Below are 15,292 nucleotides of genomic sequence, written 5' to 3' on the forward strand. Positions count from 1 at the left end.
ATGCTCATCCGCCTGCGCTCATCTCAGCGCCCGCACTCAACCCAGCGCGCACGTTCTCCCCAGCGCCCGTGATCAATTCAAGCGCCGCGCGCACGTCATTGCCCGTCGGTCGGAGCGAGCGGCGGCTCGTATTTCGGCCAGTCGGCGGGGATTGCGGTGCCGCGGAGGCCGTGGTCGGCGGCCATGGCTACTGCTTCGTCGCCGAAGGGGTTGACGCCTGGGCCCTTGGCGAGGGCGTGGGCGATCAGGACGTGCAGGCATTTCACTCGTTCGGGCATGCCGCCGCCGGTGAAATCGGTGCCGAGCGATTCGATTTCATTGCGCTCGGCCAGATAGCTCTCGTGGGCGGCGCGGTAGGCGGCGGCCAATTCCGGGTCGGTGGCGAGGCGTTCGGTCATTTCCCGCATGACGCCCGCGGATTCCTGCCTGCTCGCCTCTGCGGTGAGGCGGGGATCGGTCAGGTAGTAGAGGGTCGGGAAGGGGGTGCCGTCGGGCAGCCGCGGCGCGGTCTTGACCACCGCGGGCAGCCCGTCCGGGGTGCGGTAAGCGACGGCGAGTACGCCGCGCGGTTCGCGTCCCAGCTGCTTGGCGATGATCTCGAGATCGCGGTCGTTCGGTGCGGTCACCTGGGTCCTTCCGGTGCTGGCTGCGGCGCGGCGGGCGGCCCGGCCGGTGCGGCCGCCGGGGCCTGCTGCGGTTGCGAAATACTGCGCCACAGTTCGGTGTACCAGGGCTCGGGCGCCTTCGACTGGGTCGGTGCGGCGGGCGGCGCGGGAGCTTCGATACCCGGCACCTGGACGATATAGGGCGTCTCACCCGGCATGACCAGCCGCAACCGGTCCCTGGCCTCGGAGCGGACGTAGGCCGGATCCTGTTGCTGCGCACGGCGATCCCGCAACTTGGCGAGATCGGCCTCGAGTTCGATGCGCTCCTGCGCCAGGTGCGCGGCCTCGGCGCGCTGGGTGAAATAGGTGCGCAGCGGCACGGCCAGCGTCAGCGCGAGTGCGCCCACGACAATGGCCAGGATGACCGCTTTACCAGTGGACAGGCCCAGGATCGTGCGATCATGCCTGTCCTCGTGCCCGCCGGAGCGCAGCCCAATCTTCTGTGACTTGGCCTTCTCTGCGGATTCGGACCGCCTGCGGGTCGTCCGCTTCGGTGCGGCCGCCGGCGATTCGGCGGCCGGGCGCGATCTGGCAGAGCGCGACGTGCGGCGGTTCCCGCGTCCGGCCGGACTGGATCCACGCGCACGTCGCTCTGTCATACCGCTCCCCTAGCTGACTAGCCTTCGAACGCGAACCGCGGGAACGCGACGTCACCCGCGTACCGTGCGGAATCGCCGAGCGCATCCTCGATGCGCAGCAGCTGGTTGTACTTGGCGACACGCTCGCTGCGCGCCGGGGCGCCGGTCTTGATCTGACCGCTGCCGACCGCGACAGCCAGGTCGGCGATAGTGGTGTCCTCGGTCTCGCCGGAGCGGTGGCTCATCATCGTCTTGTAGCCGTTGCGGTGTGCGAGCTCGACGGCATCCAAAGTCTCGGTGAGCGTGCCGATCTGGTTGACCTTCACCAGCAGCGCATTGGCTGCGCCCTTGGTGATGCCCTCCTCCAGGCGCTCCGGGTTGGTGACGAACAGGTCGTCGCCGACCAGCTGCACCTTGTCGCCGATCTGGTCGGTCAGCGCGACCCAGCCGTCCCAGTCGTCCTCCGACAGCGGGTCCTCGATGGAGACCAGCGGGTAGGCGGTGAGCAGTTCGGCGTAGAACTGCGCCATGTCGGCGGCCGAGCGGACGCCACCCTCGAACTTGTAACCACTGCCCGCGGTGTAGAACTCGGTGGCCGCGACATCGAGCGCGAGCGCGACATCGGTGCCCAGCTTCAGGCCGGTCTTCGCGATGGCGACACCGATCAGGTCGAGCGCTTCCTTGGTGCCCGCGACGGACGGCGCGAAACCACCCTCGTCGCCGAGACCGGTGGACAGGCCCTTGGACTTCAGCACCGACTTCAGCGCGTGGTACACCTCGGTGCCCCAGCGCAGCGACTCCTTGAAGGTGGTCGCGCCGATCGGGGCGACCATGAACTCCTGGACATCGACGCCGCTGTCCGCGTGTGCGCCACCGTTGAGGATGTTCATCATCGGCACCGGGAGCACATGTGCGTTCGGACCGCCCAGGTACCGGAACAGCTCCAGGCCCGAGGATTCGGCGGCGGCGCGGGCCACCGCGAGCGAGACGCCGAGCAGGGCGTTCGCACCGAGGCGGGACTTGTCCGGAGTGCCGTCCAGATCCAGCAGGACCTGGTCGACGGTGCGCTGCTCGACCGCGTCCAGGCCGATGACGGCGGGCGCGATCTCGTCGAGCACACCCTCGACGGCCTTCTGCACACCCTTGCCGCCGTAGCGCTCGCCACCGTCGCGCAGTTCGACGGCCTCGTGTTCACCGGTGGAGGCACCGGAGGGCACGGCAGCACGGGTCAGGGTGCCGTCGTCGAGGGCGATCTCGACCTCGACAGTGGGGTTTCCGCGGGAATCCAGGATCTCGCGAGCTCCGACCTGTTCGATGATGGCCACGAAAACGACACTCCTTCGGCTGTTGGCACGGTAGGTCTGACGGGAAGGGCCGTGCGTCTGCGAGCCTAGCGTCCTCGCGCATTCCGCAGTAACCGGCACTCCGACGAATCGCTTCGCACTGTCGCGGTAAGCACCCGTTGTTTCCTCCGAGGGGTGCTCATGCCCGACGCCCGACGCTGTACGCAGCGGCGCGATCGCGGACGGTCAATAGATAGGCATTCGACTGGTTGTAGGTCAACAGAGCCTGCTGCCAGCCGCGCTCGGAGGTCAGATCGCCGCCGCTCGCGCACAGGTAGCGGGCCGCGGTGAGAGCGGCGTCATCGATATTCTGCGGATCGGCGACGCCGTCGCCATTGGCGTCGACACCCCAGCGCTTCCAGGTCTCCGGAATGAATTGCAGTGGGCCCAGCGCCCTGTCGAACTCCGGGTCGCCGTCGAGCTTGCCGCCGTCGGTGTCCTTGACCAGTGCCACGCCCGGCGCACCGTCCAGCGGGATGCCGATGATCGGCGGGCGCACGGTGCCATCCGCATCGACCTCCGAACCGCGATGGGTCCCGTGCTTACTCTCCACACTGGCGATCCCCGCGATGGTGGTCCAGGCGATCCCGCAGTCCGGCCGAGACCGGCCCAGGATCGCCGCGGCATAGCCGTACGCCTCCAGCGAGACACTCGGAATGCCGAGTTTGTCGGATTGCTCGTCGGCCCAGTCGCGTAATTGCACGGCGGTGCGGCCGGGCGCATCCAGATCGATCAGCGGTAGCGGAGTACCGGGACCGGGCGGGATGCCCTCGGGAATGGGCGGAAGATTACGTTCGGTGCCGCAACCGGCGAGTACAAGGATCACCATTGCGGCGACCAACACGCCGGTCAGCTTCGCGAGCATTCCGTCATCATCCAGATCCGAACGACCACCCACGCGATGCACGCGTCGCGGCAAACCCAGCGCCATGTGTCCCTCCCCCTGCAGACCCCGCATGCCTGGTGGTCACGCGCTCCGTGTTCCGAGATTACCGAGCAGATCGCCGATAACGCAGCCGCCGATTCGTCCGCACAGAACTACCGTGCGTCACGCACAAGCTGTGTGCGGGAAACGCCTAGCCGAGAAGTTCGCGGGTCGCGGTGTGCGCCGGGGCGGTGAGGACCGCTGTCGCCGAGCCGGATTCGACAATGCGGCCGTGGTCGAGGACGACGAGTTGGGAGCAGTGTCCGGTGACCAGCGTCATGTCGTGGGTGATGACGAGCAGACCGGTGTCGTGTTCGGCGCGGATGCGGTCCAGCAGGGTCATGATCGAGACGGCGGTGTTGTGGTCCAGGGCCGAGGTGATCTCGTCACAGACCAGCACGGCTGGTTCGGCCGCGAGCGCTCTGGCGAGTGCCACCCGCTGGCGTTGGCCGCCGGAGAGTTCGTGCGGGTAGCGGACGGCGAGCTCCGATGCGAGTTCGACCGAGTGGAGTAAGTCGGTAATGCCCTGCGCCAGTTGTCGTTTCGGTACACCGCCGATTCGGCGCAGCGGACGGCCGAGCGTCTGGGCGACGGTACGACGGGGATTGAGCGCGGACCGCGGGTTCTGCGTGACCAACTGAATACCATTGCGGCCGTTGCGGGCTCGTCGACGGGGGCCGATCGGGATCGACTCACTTCGCAGTTCCAGCGATCCGGTCGCTTCCCGGTGCAGACCGGCGATAACCCGCGCGAGAGTGGTCTTTCCAGCTCCTGACGCCCCCACTATGGCCAGTGCCGCGCCGCCCGGCAGCACGAAATCGATATCCGCCAATACCTCGTGCCCGTCGATCGAGGCACCGATGTCCTGGCCGCGCAGGACGGGTTCCGCGACCGGCTCGACCGTCCTGGAGCGCACAGCTACCGCACCCTGTCCTTCGATGGGCTGCAGAGCCGAGTCCCCGGTGTCGGCCGCTCGGCCGAGTGGCATCTCCGGAGCCATCGCCACCCGCACGATCGACGCGGCACCCCCGTTCGATCGCGGTGAATTCGATATACCCGAAAGAGTCGGCACAGGTGTGCGGCTGATTACATCGGTATGCACCGCACCCAACTCGACCACATCATCGGCGATCGCATGAATAGTCGCGGTGTCGTGCCCGGACAGCAAGATTGCGGCAGAGCGCTGCGCGGCGATATCGGCCAGCAGACGGGCGATATCGGTGCGGAGGGAACCGTGCAGCCCGGCGAGGGGCTCGTCGAGAATGAGGATCCCGGTGTGACGAACCAGCGCACGCGCAAGGGCCACTCGGCGCTGTTGACCGCCGGAGAGTTCGCCGGGTCGGCGGCGCAGGTGTTCGTCGGATAGGCCGACCAGCTCCAGGGCTTCGGGCACGGCGGTGGCGGGGTGGCGAACCTCGTTCAGCAGGGAACGCACACGCATCAACGGATTGAGGGCCGAACCAGGATCCTGTCCGACATAGGCGATGTGGTCCCGCCGGAACCGTTGCAGTGCGCCAGGATTCAACGCGAATACGTCCTGCCCCGCAACCACGGCCGAACCCGCGGATCGCCGGGCTCCCGTTGGCAGATGCCCGAGCAGTGCCCGCATCAACGTGGTCTTGCCCGACCCCGACGGACCGGTCAGGGCGGTGACCTTACCCGCCGCGACGCTGAAACTGGTGGGCTCGAACAACTCCTGACCATTCGATCCGCACACGGTCAGCGCATCGACGACTACAGACGCATTCATCCCCGCTCCTCCAACGCATTGCCTGCGACCGGCGACTCCGCGCCGGCCGGTCCCAGCGGCTCGGAACCGCGCGCCCTTCGTACAGCCCAGCGGCGCGGACGGTGCTGATCGAACGAGGTCACCGCGAGATTCACACTGACCGCGACCACCGCGATCGCCAGGCTCGGAGCCAGCACGGACCAGGGGTTGAGAAGCATGCCGGAGGAGTTCTCGCGCACCATGACCGCCCAGTTGCTCGCGCCGAGCGTGGTCGGCAGTTGGAGGAACGATGCGGTGCTGACCACATACACGCCCTCTACGAAGCGAAGACCGAGTTGCGCGGCCAAGACCTCGCGCAGATTCGGAATCACCTCACGGAATACCAAGTGCGGCAGAGTTTCGCCGCTCGCTTGGGCGGCCTCGACATAGCCGCTCGCAGCGACTCCCGCCGCGGCCGCCGCGAAAACTCGTGCACAGTACGGAGTTCCGAAGAGCAGAGCCACCACAACGAGCCCGTAGACGCCCGCATCCGGCCAGGCCGTCAGCACCAGCAGGATCCCGAGTACGGCCGGAAGCAGGATCGCGAAATCGGCGACGCCCTCGATCATCGCACCGACCCGAGGACGCAGTGCCGCGATCGCGCCGAGCACGCACGACAACCCGGTCACCGCGACCGCGATCACACCCGCCAGCAACAGCAGACCCCAACCGCCGTAGAGCAGTTGAGCCAGCACATCCCGTCCGAGTCGGTCCGTGCCCAATAAGGTGTCCGCGCCCGGCCGCCCGAATGGTATCCCGGCCGCCTCCTCAGCAGGCCGAGTCGCCGAACTCGGCCCGAGCGCGGCAGCGATAACCACCACCAGCGCAGGCAATACCGTGAGGAATCTCTTCACCTGCGACCTTCCGATCCGAGCCGCCGGATTCCGCTGCACATCGGTCATATTCGCCCCCGCAATGCCCAGGCCCGAATCCCGTCCGCCATGGCCAGCATGGCCATGATGACGATTCCGGTCAGCGCGACCACCGCGGCGATCAAGGAGGTGTCCCGATCGGCGACCGACCCCGCGAGCACCGCACCGAGTCCCGGGTAGTTGAAGATGGTCTCCACCACCAGCGCACCACCGAGCAGCATGCCGACCGTGGTCGCGAAACTCGCCACAATCGTCGGCAGCGCGAACGGCAGCACATGCCTGGTCAGCACCGTGGTGGTCGAAAGTCCGTCCAGCACCGCACTTTCCACATGCGGCGAGCGCGCGGAGTCGAGCAGGGCCGCGCGCACCACCCGGGTGTTCCAGCCGGTCTGCGGTATCGCCAGTGCGAGTACGGGCAGCACCAGCATGTCCGGACTGGCCGGAAATCCGGAGCGCCCGGTAATGGTGACGGCGGGTAACCAACCGGCGCCCAAGGAGAACACCAGGATCAACAAGGTCGCGATGACGAACTCCGGAATCGCCGCCGCCGCAGTGGTAGTCGGCTGCAGGAACCGAGTAGCCGCACCCCGCCGTGTCGCCCACCAGCCGCCGAGCAGCAGCGACGCGACCACGGTCACCAGGAAGGCGAGCCCGCCGAGCAGCAGCGTCGGCGGAAACTTGTCGGCCAGCAGCTCATTGATCGATCGCCCACGCGCGGTGCGGCCGAAATCACCGGTCGCCACACCGGATATCCACTCGACGAACCGCACCGGCAGCGGCCGGTCCAGGCCCAGTTCGTGTTCCTTCGCCGCGATCTGCTCCGCGGTGGCGTCGCGGCCGAGCACCGCGCGGGCGGAATTGCCCGGCAGCAGATCGACGGCCGCGAACACCGTCGCCAGCAGCGCGACCAGCAGGAGGACGCGCCGGATGAGGAGTCGGGCGAAGGACATCACTCCGCGAGCCAGGCCCGTTCCAACTGCACCCTGGCGAAGCCGCCCAGGGTCGGCACATCGCGCACCCGGGATGTCGCGATATCGATACCGTCGGCCATGCCCCACACCAGGTAGCCGCCGCGGGCGTACTGGATCCGCTGTACGTCACGGCAGGCCGCCGCGTATTCCGAGTCACCGGGCGCGGCAAGGGCTTTCGCGGTGGCCGCATCGAATTCGGCATCCTTGAAGGCGGTTTCGTTGCGATTCGATGTCGAGGACATCAGCTTGGTCGCGAAGAACAGCGCGGAATCATTGGTGCCCCAGGAGACCGTGTAAAACGGCGCCTTCAACCAGGTCTGGTCGTAGAAGGTATTCGACTCCTGCGTCACGACATCGAGGCGCAGCCCGATATCGGCCAGCTGGGTGGCGATCACCTTCGCCGATTCGACCTCGCCAGGGGCCTCGGCCTTGGTGAGGAACTGGTAGCTGCGCCCGGTATCGAATCCGGCATCGCGCAGCAGCGTCTTCGCCCGGTCCACATCGCGGGTGCGCTGCGCAATGGTGTTGTCGTACAACGGATCACCGGTACCGAGGATGTCGTTCGCGACGGTGCCGTACCCCGAATGCACCTGATTCACCAGGGCCTTGCGATCGATGCCCAACCGGATAGCCCCGCGCACCCGCACATCGGCGAACGGTCCGTCGGAGGTCCGCATCGCGACCCCGACCATGGTGTCGTTCGACCGCCGCACCACCCGCAGATCACCGCGCCCCTCGGCGGTACGTCCCGCGATCGCACCGACATTCGAGGCCAGGTCGATCTGCCCGCCGAGCACCGCATTGCCCAATGCCGTCACGCTGTCGAACATGGTGACCTCGATGGCATCCAGCAGTGGCGCCGGACCGTACCACCGATCGTTGCGCACCAGCCGGGCATTGCCACCCTGATAGGACTCCAACCGGAACGGCCCGGTGCCGATGGCCTTTGTGAAATCGGTGGTGTCCTTCTTGACGGTGAAGGTCATCAACCGAACCAGTAGCGGTAGTTGCGAATTCGGTTCGGGCAGCGCGATCACCACCCGGTTCGGACCGTCCGGGGTGATGTCCTCAACGGCGGCAGGCATTTTCGACGCACCGCCGACGGTCCGCAGGCGACGCAGCGACCACACCACATCATCGGAGGTGACCGGGGTTCCGTCGTGGAAGGTCGCGCCGTCGGCGATGGTGAAACTCCAGCGGCGCCGCTGAGCGTCGGCTTCCCACCGACTGGAAAGGCGCGCAGCAACATTCGGGTTCGCGCCCGGTACCGTGAGCGCGTCGTACACCAGCGAGGTGATGAGGAAGTCGCTGTCATTGCTGAGATTCGCATGCGGATCGCGTTCGATTCGCGCCGCACTGCCGAGCGCACCGACCCGCAGGGTGCCACCGCGCCGAGCCGGGCCGTCCGAATTGCCGCCGTCCGAACATGCGGCGACCAACAGCACCGCGCCGACACCGAGTCCCGATCGCAGGAGTTGTCGTCGATTCCATTCCATGATGCTGCCTTCCTCGAGCCTTAACGAGTTACCCACGCGCGACCGCGAACCCTAGCGAATCTAGCTAGGACAGGCTAGCCTAATAGGGTTCCGGCCGTTGAGTTTTGCCGCACCACAGCTACCAGTCACCACCCCGAAGGCAATGCCGCAGATTAGCTACAGCTAGCTGCGGCAGGCTTCGACCCCAGTCATACGCGCTCGTTATTTTTATGACTCGCTTAGGTAAGCCTTGCTTAACGCGGCCGGACCCACTAGCTTCGCAGATCGAATCGTCATACCCCCGCTTTTCGACCCGATGCGAAGAAGGGACTCCTGGTGAAAGGCGTTCTCTCCGAATGTAAGACGCTTCACCCACTAGATATCGAACGGCGCGAGCTGCCGACCACCGCCGGTCATGCGGTGCGTACTCTCGCCCATGAGATATGTGTCACAGTCGATGCCCGGCCGGATGGCACCGCCGATATCGCGCGCACGCTGACCGATCCGGCATTGCTCGAGCAAATCGATGCCCGCGTCGGCGAGTTGCCCGACGCGGTACGCGTCGCCCTGCGACCGCCCGCCACCGCGGCCGGTGCCACCATCGTCGGCAAACTGCCTTTGACCGATGCCGAATTCGGCCCGACCCCGCCGAGCTGGGTCGAGGCGGCCCGCTGGAGTGGTGAAATCGACCGCCGCGCGAGCTCATTCGAACTCGATATCGCAATGCTGCTGCTCGCCCGCAGCGCGGGTGAGCCGTTCGGCTGGCAGGGCCAGCAGGGCGGGCGACTGGTCAACAACATCGTGCCCTCGCCCGGTCACGAACACGAACAGTCAGGCGCGAGTAGCAAAACCCTGCTCAGCCCGCATACCGAGGACGCCTTCCACCCGGACCGGGCAAACCTGTTGTTGTTGGCGTGTCTGCGCAATCCGGACGGCGTCGGCACCACCGTGTCCTCGGTGCGTCGGACCGAGCTCTCCGATGACGAGCGCCGACTGCTGGGCACGCCGACCCTGCCGATCCTGCCCGACGTCTCCTACGGCACCGGTCACGAGCGCTATTCCGCACTTCCGTTGCCGACGCTGTGGAGCGCCGAATCAGCTGGCGACACAGCAGATTTGACGCTTCGTTACGATCCGGCATACACCCCGCTCGACGATGCCGGTACCGAATTCCGGCTGGCATACGCGCGCCTCACCACGGAGCTCGAACGCGTCTGCATCACCGCCGCACTGGCCCCCGGCGAGCTATTGCTGGTGGACAATGACGTGGCCGTGCACGGTCGGGTACCGTTCACCGCGCGCTACGACGGCACCGACCGCTGGCTCAAGCGCGTCAATGTCCGCCTGCCCGAACGCCGACGGCGGGCCGCCGAGGCCGACGAAAATGGTTATGGGCAACGGATCGTCGCCCCGTTCCGAGCGACAAGCAACCCGCTCGCGATCGACGGTGCACCGGCCCGGGCTACCACCCGGACCGCAGTAAGGCTGGATACGACACAACATGATCGAGGAACCGTTGAGCACTCGTGACCGGAGCACACCACTGCGTGTGCTGAGCCGCAGCGATCTCGCCGACGTGCCAATCACGCCCGCCGATGTGGTGCGCGCGGTAGAGGAAGCGTATCTCGCCTTCGCCGCGGGTGATTCGGATAATCCGCGCAAACTCAGCGTCGCGAATCCGGACGGCTGGTCGGTGGCTTACGCCATGCTCGGGCGCGACGGCCGTCGCCGGGTGGTCGCGATGAAGACCTCCTACAAATTCGATCCCGGCCACGACCGCAGCACCAAGCGCTACTACACGACCATCACGCTCTACGACGACAGCACCGGCGCGCCGATCGCCATGATGGACTGCGCCAGGGTCGGCGCGCTGCGCACCCCGGCGGTGTCGGCGCTGCTGGTGCGCGAGACCGCACGGCGCGGCGCGGAGAGCGTGCTGCTGATCGGCACCGGCACCCAGGGCCGAAATGCCCTGCCGCACTTGCTTGCCGCCAATCCGCAGCTGCGCAAGTTGATGCTGTACGGCACCCATCCGGAGGGTCTGGCGGCGGTGCGCGACTACCTCGCCGAATACAACCCGCACGCATTGCTGGAGACCGTCGACGATCCGCGCGCGGCCGCCGGTACCGCCGATGTGGTGTTGGCGACGGCCGGACCGGGTACCGAGGTCGGGATCGAATCCGAGGATCTCGCACCGGGATCCACCGTGGTGCTCGTCGGCTACGGTTTGGCGCCGTCCACGCTGGTCGACGCCGATCGCGTAATCGCAACCAGCGCCGAGCAAATGGCGCTGACCGGCACCGATATGGCCGGTCCCGACGGCAGACTGCGGACCGTCGATGCCGAACTGCCACAGATCCTGAGCCGTCGCGCGATCGCCAGGCGCTCCGACGACGAGCGGATCTTCGTCTACAACAGCGGGTTGGTGCTGACCGATATCGCCGTCGCGCACGCACTCGCCGAACGAGCCATTGCCGAGGGCCGCGGCACGGAGGTGCCCCTGTGGGACTAGACATCGGCGCCGTCGAGTTCGACAAGAAGGCGCCCGCCCCCGGCACCGCCGAACCCGACGGCACGCTGCTGTTCGACGATGGCTCGACCCGCGACAAGGTCAAACTCGGCGATCATCGGTCGAGTACCGAAACTGCCCCCGATCCCGCTGTGCTGGCGGCAGTGCAGGGGCTGCTGAGCATCTGCGCGCCTGCCCTGCCCGCTCACACCGACGACTGGGAGCGCAGGCTCCTCGCCGATCCGAATCTGCTCGGCGATATCGCCTTTGCGATCGGCGGGCCGTTCCATGTGATGTATCCGTCACGGGTCGCGGTGAATATCAATGGATTTCAGCGGGCGTTCGAGCAGGCCGGTGTGGATGGGGTTGTCTACTTCGGCAAGAAGGCCAACAAGGCGGCCTGCGTTGCTCGTGCCTGCGCCGAAAATGGTGCGGGCGTCGATGTTTCCAGTGTGGGCGAGCTGAATGCCGCACTGTCACAGGGTGTCCGCGGTGACGAGCTGATGGTCACCGGTCCCGCCAAATCCGACGATCTCCTTTGGCTTGCCGTGCGGCACCGCGCACTGATCGCCGTGGACAGTCTCGACGAGCTCGACCGATTGGCCGCATTCACCACCCCGGCCGCCGCGGCCCGCGTACTACTTCGCGTGCTGCCCAACGGATCCGCGAGCCGATTCGGCATGACCGCCGGGGAATTGGACCGCGCGATTTCGGTGATCGGCGCATCCGGCACGGTCGGTCACGAATCGATTCGATTGCACGGCTTCAGCTTCCACCTGTCCGGCTACGATGCCGTCGCGCGCGCCGAACAGGCTGACAAATTGATCACCCGCTGCCTGGATGCGCGCACACTGGGCCATCCGGCCGGCACCATCTCCATCGGCGGTGGATTCGGCGTCGACTATGTGCCCGCGAGCGCCTGGTCGGAGTTCAGCGATCACGCGAACGGTCAGTGGTTCCACGCCGGGAAGTCCTTCGATTCGTACTACCCCTACCACTTCCCGGCACCCGGCCCGGCCATGCTCACGACCGTCCTCGAGCACAACGCCCTAGCGGAACGGTTGCGCGACAACGATATCCGGCTCGCCGTCGAACCCGGCCGGGCACTGCTCGACCGCGCCGGATCCAGCGTCTTCCGGGTGCAGGGCAGCAAGACCCGCCATATCGACGGTCACCCCTACCGACTGCTCACCGTCGACGGCACCAGCCTGAGCCTGTCCGAGCAGTGGTTCGACAGTGAATACCTCCCCGATCCGATGCTGTGGCCGCCGCGCCCCGGCGAGCTCACCCCGACCTGCGTCGGTGCGGCCAGCTGTCTGGAGTCCGACATGCTCAGCTGGCGGCGCATCCCGTTACCGAGACGGGCCGAGGTCGGCGATCTGCTGATCTATCCGAATACCGCCGGTTACCAAATGGATTCGAACGAATCAGCCTTTCACGAACTGCCGATTCCGCCGAAGGTGGTGCTGCACGACACCGGTGATCGACTCCGCTGGACGCTCGACGCCGGATGATCCGGCACCCCTATCGACCAATACCCCTTACGGCCCCGAACGAGGAGACCTCCATGCCGCTCGTCACGCGCGTGACGGATCTGATCGGTCGCACCCCGCTATTCGAACTGGCGACCACTGCGACCGGCACCCGGCTGCTGCTCAAACTCGAGCAGTTCAATCCGACGGGTGCGGCCAAGATCAGGATGGCGCGCGCGATGATCGACGATGCGGAGCGTCGGGGTTTGCTGCGCGATGGCGGGCATATTATCGAGTCGACATCCGGGAATACCGGGCTCGGCCTCGCGGTAGTAGCTGCCGAACGTGGGTATCGCTTCACCGCAGTGGTCGATCACCACGCATGTAAGGACAAGCTGCGCGCGATGCGAGCAATGGGTGCGGAATTGGTATTCGTCGCCGATGACGGTGACGACAACCTGGCCACCTCGGCGCGGGAAGACCTGGCCGAGGCGATGGCGGCCGGACAGTCGGACGCATACTTCACCGAACAGCACAACAACGACGCGAACGCGGTCGGCTACTACGCCGTGGCCGAAGAATTGCTGGAAGACGTGGAGCGCGTCGATATCCTGCTCTCCGCGGTGGGCACCGGCGGTTCGCTGTTCGGCACCGCGACCCGACTGCGCCAACTCGGCTGCACGCCACGGGTCATCGGCGTGGAGCCCGTCGGATCGATCGCCTTCGGCGGGCCGGGCGGCCCGTACTGGCAGTCCGGTACCGGCACCCCGCCCGGTGCCACCATCGGCACCGCCGTGGACTATTCGCTGCTCGATGAGGGCGTCAAGGTTTCCGATGTCGCGGCCTTCGCCGCCGCTCGCGCGGTCGCGGCCAAGCTGGGCCTGATGATCGGCGGCTCCGCGGGCGGCTCGGTACACGCCGCGCTCACCCGCCTCGAGGAATTCCCGCCCGGCTCGACCGTGGTCACCCTCGTCTGTGATGGCGGCGAGAAGTATCTCGATACGGTCTTCGACGACGAGTGGATGCGCGAACGCGATCTTCTCGACGCCGCCACCGAACGCGATGTGCACGCCATGCTCGACCGCTACGCTCCCACCCGACGTGACCAACTCGTGGAAGCGCGATGAAGCACGCGCGCGCTTTCGATCACCGTTGCGCGACACCTCATATGTCTGAAATGATCACCTCGTTAGGGTTGCCTAACCCATATGAAGCTCAGCGACGAGTTGGGACGAGGCTCATGGCGATCGATTTCGGGATTCGACCGGTGGAGGTGCGATGGTGAATCTGTCCACCTTCCGTGCCGATGGCCGACAGCTCACCGCGCTGGCGGCACCGATCGCACTCACCCAACTCGCACAGATCGCGGTATCCACTACCAATATCGCCCTGATGGGCACGCTCGGTGTACGCGAGGTCGCCGCGGGCGGGCTGGCGATGGTGCTGTTCAACCAGATTCGCACCATGTGCGTCGGGCTGATCACCGGGACCGGGAATCAGATCGCTTCCTCGGTGAGTGCGGCAGATAAACGTGGTGAGTCCGCGGCCGGGGAGGTCCGCGATATCGTCCGCTCGAGTTTCCTGATCGCCACCTTCGCCGGAATCATCGGCGGCGCAGTGCTGATCGGACTCGGCTGGGCCCTGCAATGGCTCGGCCAGGACGCGGGCGTACTCGCCGACGCGCGACCGCTCATGCTCGCCCTCGCGCCCGGACTGCTGCCCTGCCTGTGGTTCCAAGTACTGCGGCAGTACACCGTCGGTATGCAGCGTCCGCAGGCCCTGCTGCTGGTCACCCTCGGCTCGGTGGCGCTGAATCTCGTACTGGCCCTTACCTTCATGCACGGCTGGGTCGGACTGCCCGTACTGGGACTGACCGGCGTCGGCGTCGCGACCTCACTGGTCTTCCTGATCACCTTCGGCGTCTTCTTCGCGATGGTGCGCGCCGATGCGGCACTCGGCGCCACTCTGCCGCTGCGTCCGTGGCCGGTGCACATGCCGACCATCCGAGCCGAGCTCAAACTCGGTGCGCCGATCGCGCTCACCTATGGTTCGGAAGCGGGCATGTTTTCCGTGCTCGCCCTGGTGATGGGCAGTATCGGACCGGCCGCGCTGGCCGCGCACAATGTGGTCTACCAGATCATCTACATCGTCTTCCAGGTCGCGATCGGCCTGTCGCACGGCGCGTCCATCCTGGTCAGCCATGCCGTCGCGCGTGACGAATACGGCCACGCCCGTGCGCTGGCCTGGTTGGCGCTGCAGCATGCGGGCATCGTTGCCGCGGTCACCGGCGTGGTTTATGTCGCCGCGCCGAAACTCGTGCTGAGCCCCTTCCTCGAACCGGGCGACACCGCGACGATCGAACTGGCCCGCTCGCTGCTGCTCATCGGCATCGTGCTCCAATTCTTCGATGCCGCACAGAACATCGGCACCGGCCTGCTGCGTGGTCTGAAGGAAACCAAGGCGGGCTTCCGCCTGTCCCTGGTCGGCTACTGGCTCGTCGGCCTGCCCACAGCCTTGCTGCTGGCCTTCCCGCTCGGCCTAGGCGCCGCGGGCGTCTGGTGGGGTCTTACCGCGGGTCTGGCCAGCACGGCCGTTCTCATGCTCCGCCGCTACTTCGCCCTGCTCGACGCCGCCGCCTCCACCCACCCCCATCCCCTCCCACAATCCCTACCCACCCCTTCCTGACCTCGTAAAATCCGGACCTAATGGGCGGC

General features: G+C 66.7%; 13 protein-coding genes. 5 read left to right on the forward strand and 8 right to left on the reverse strand.

Annotation, left to right across the window (positions count from 1 at the left end; translation table 11 throughout):
* Nucleotides 1–95 precede the first annotated feature (95 nt).
* The 8 genes from OIE68_RS26190 to OIE68_RS26225 all read right to left on the reverse strand — a co-directional run bounded on the left by OIE68_RS26190 (nt 96) and on the right by OIE68_RS26225 (nt 8,618).
* Nucleotides 96–626 (reverse strand): DUF501 domain-containing protein, encoded by a 531-nt coding sequence (locus tag OIE68_RS26190; protein WP_327093742.1) that lies wholly within the window; start codon nt 624–626, stop codon nt 96–98.
* On the reverse strand, nt 623–1,264 hold the full coding sequence (locus tag OIE68_RS26195) for a septum formation initiator family protein (RefSeq protein WP_327093743.1): 642 nt from the start codon (nt 1,262–1,264) through the stop codon (nt 623–625). Before OIE68_RS26195 ends, OIE68_RS26190 begins: the two co-directional genes overlap by 4 nt.
* Nucleotides 1,265–1,281: 17 nt before the next feature.
* The gene (gene eno, locus OIE68_RS26200) at nt 1,282–2,568 is read right to left on the reverse strand and encodes a phosphopyruvate hydratase (protein WP_327093744.1); all 1,287 of its coding nucleotides are present in this window, start codon (nt 2,566–2,568) and stop codon (nt 1,282–1,284) included.
* A 157-nt stretch (nt 2,569–2,725) separates the two neighbouring features.
* Nucleotides 2,726–3,451: a lytic transglycosylase domain-containing protein gene (locus OIE68_RS26205; protein WP_419150801.1), complete on the reverse strand. Its 726-nt coding sequence runs from the start codon at nt 3,449–3,451 to the stop codon at nt 2,726–2,728.
* 211 nt (nt 3,452–3,662) lie between these two features.
* Nucleotides 3,663–5,261, reverse strand: a complete 1,599-nt coding sequence (locus tag OIE68_RS26210) for an ABC transporter ATP-binding protein (protein WP_327093745.1) — start codon at nt 5,259–5,261, stop codon at nt 3,663–3,665.
* Nucleotides 5,258–6,133 (reverse strand): ABC transporter permease subunit, encoded by an 876-nt coding sequence (locus tag OIE68_RS26215; protein ID WP_327093746.1) that lies wholly within the window; start codon nt 6,131–6,133, stop codon nt 5,258–5,260. Before OIE68_RS26215 ends, OIE68_RS26210 begins: the two co-directional genes overlap by 4 nt.
* A 44-nt stretch (nt 6,134–6,177) precedes the next feature.
* A complete protein-coding gene (locus tag OIE68_RS26220) occupies nt 6,178–7,101 on the reverse strand; it encodes an ABC transporter permease (protein WP_040690878.1) in 924 nt (307 codons plus the stop codon).
* Nucleotides 7,101–8,618 carry an ABC transporter substrate-binding protein gene (locus OIE68_RS26225; protein WP_327093747.1) on the reverse strand — a complete coding sequence of 506 codons (1,518 nt, stop codon included), beginning with the start codon at nt 8,616–8,618 and terminating at the stop codon, nt 7,101–7,103. The genes OIE68_RS26220 and OIE68_RS26225 overlap by 1 nt, the downstream gene beginning before the upstream one ends.
* A 315-nt stretch (nt 8,619–8,933) precedes the next feature.
* On the opposite strand from OIE68_RS26225, the gene OIE68_RS26230 reads away from it, so the two are divergent.
* The 5 genes from OIE68_RS26230 (at nt 8,934) to OIE68_RS26250 (ending at nt 15,263) form a co-directional block, all read left to right on the forward strand.
* Nucleotides 8,934–10,127 (forward strand): TauD/TfdA family dioxygenase, encoded by a 1,194-nt coding sequence (locus OIE68_RS26230; RefSeq protein ID WP_327093748.1) that lies wholly within the window; start codon nt 8,934–8,936, stop codon nt 10,125–10,127.
* Nucleotides 10,099–11,109, forward strand: a complete 1,011-nt coding sequence (locus tag OIE68_RS26235) for an ornithine cyclodeaminase family protein (RefSeq protein WP_327093749.1) — start codon at nt 10,099–10,101, stop codon at nt 11,107–11,109. Before OIE68_RS26230 ends, OIE68_RS26235 begins: the two co-directional genes overlap by 29 nt.
* A gap of 149 nt (nt 11,110–11,258) precedes the next feature.
* A complete protein-coding gene (locus OIE68_RS26240; RefSeq protein WP_419150802.1) occupies nt 11,259–12,620 on the forward strand; it encodes an alanine racemase in 1,362 nt (453 codons plus the stop codon).
* 53 nt (nt 12,621–12,673) lie between these two features.
* Nucleotides 12,674–13,705 carry a cysteine synthase family protein gene (locus tag OIE68_RS26245; protein WP_327093751.1) on the forward strand — a complete coding sequence of 344 codons (1,032 nt, stop codon included), beginning with the start codon at nt 12,674–12,676 and terminating at the stop codon, nt 13,703–13,705.
* Between the two features lie 151 nt (nt 13,706–13,856).
* Complete coding sequence (locus OIE68_RS26250; protein ID WP_327093752.1) at nt 13,857–15,263, forward strand: MATE family efflux transporter; 1,407 nt, start codon at nt 13,857–13,859, stop codon at nt 15,261–15,263.
* The last annotated feature ends 29 nt before the right edge of the window (nt 15,264–15,292 follow it).

Source organism: Nocardia vinacea, from assembly GCF_035920345.1.
Taxonomy (GTDB): domain Bacteria; phylum Actinomycetota; class Actinomycetes; order Mycobacteriales; family Mycobacteriaceae; genus Nocardia; species Nocardia vinacea_A.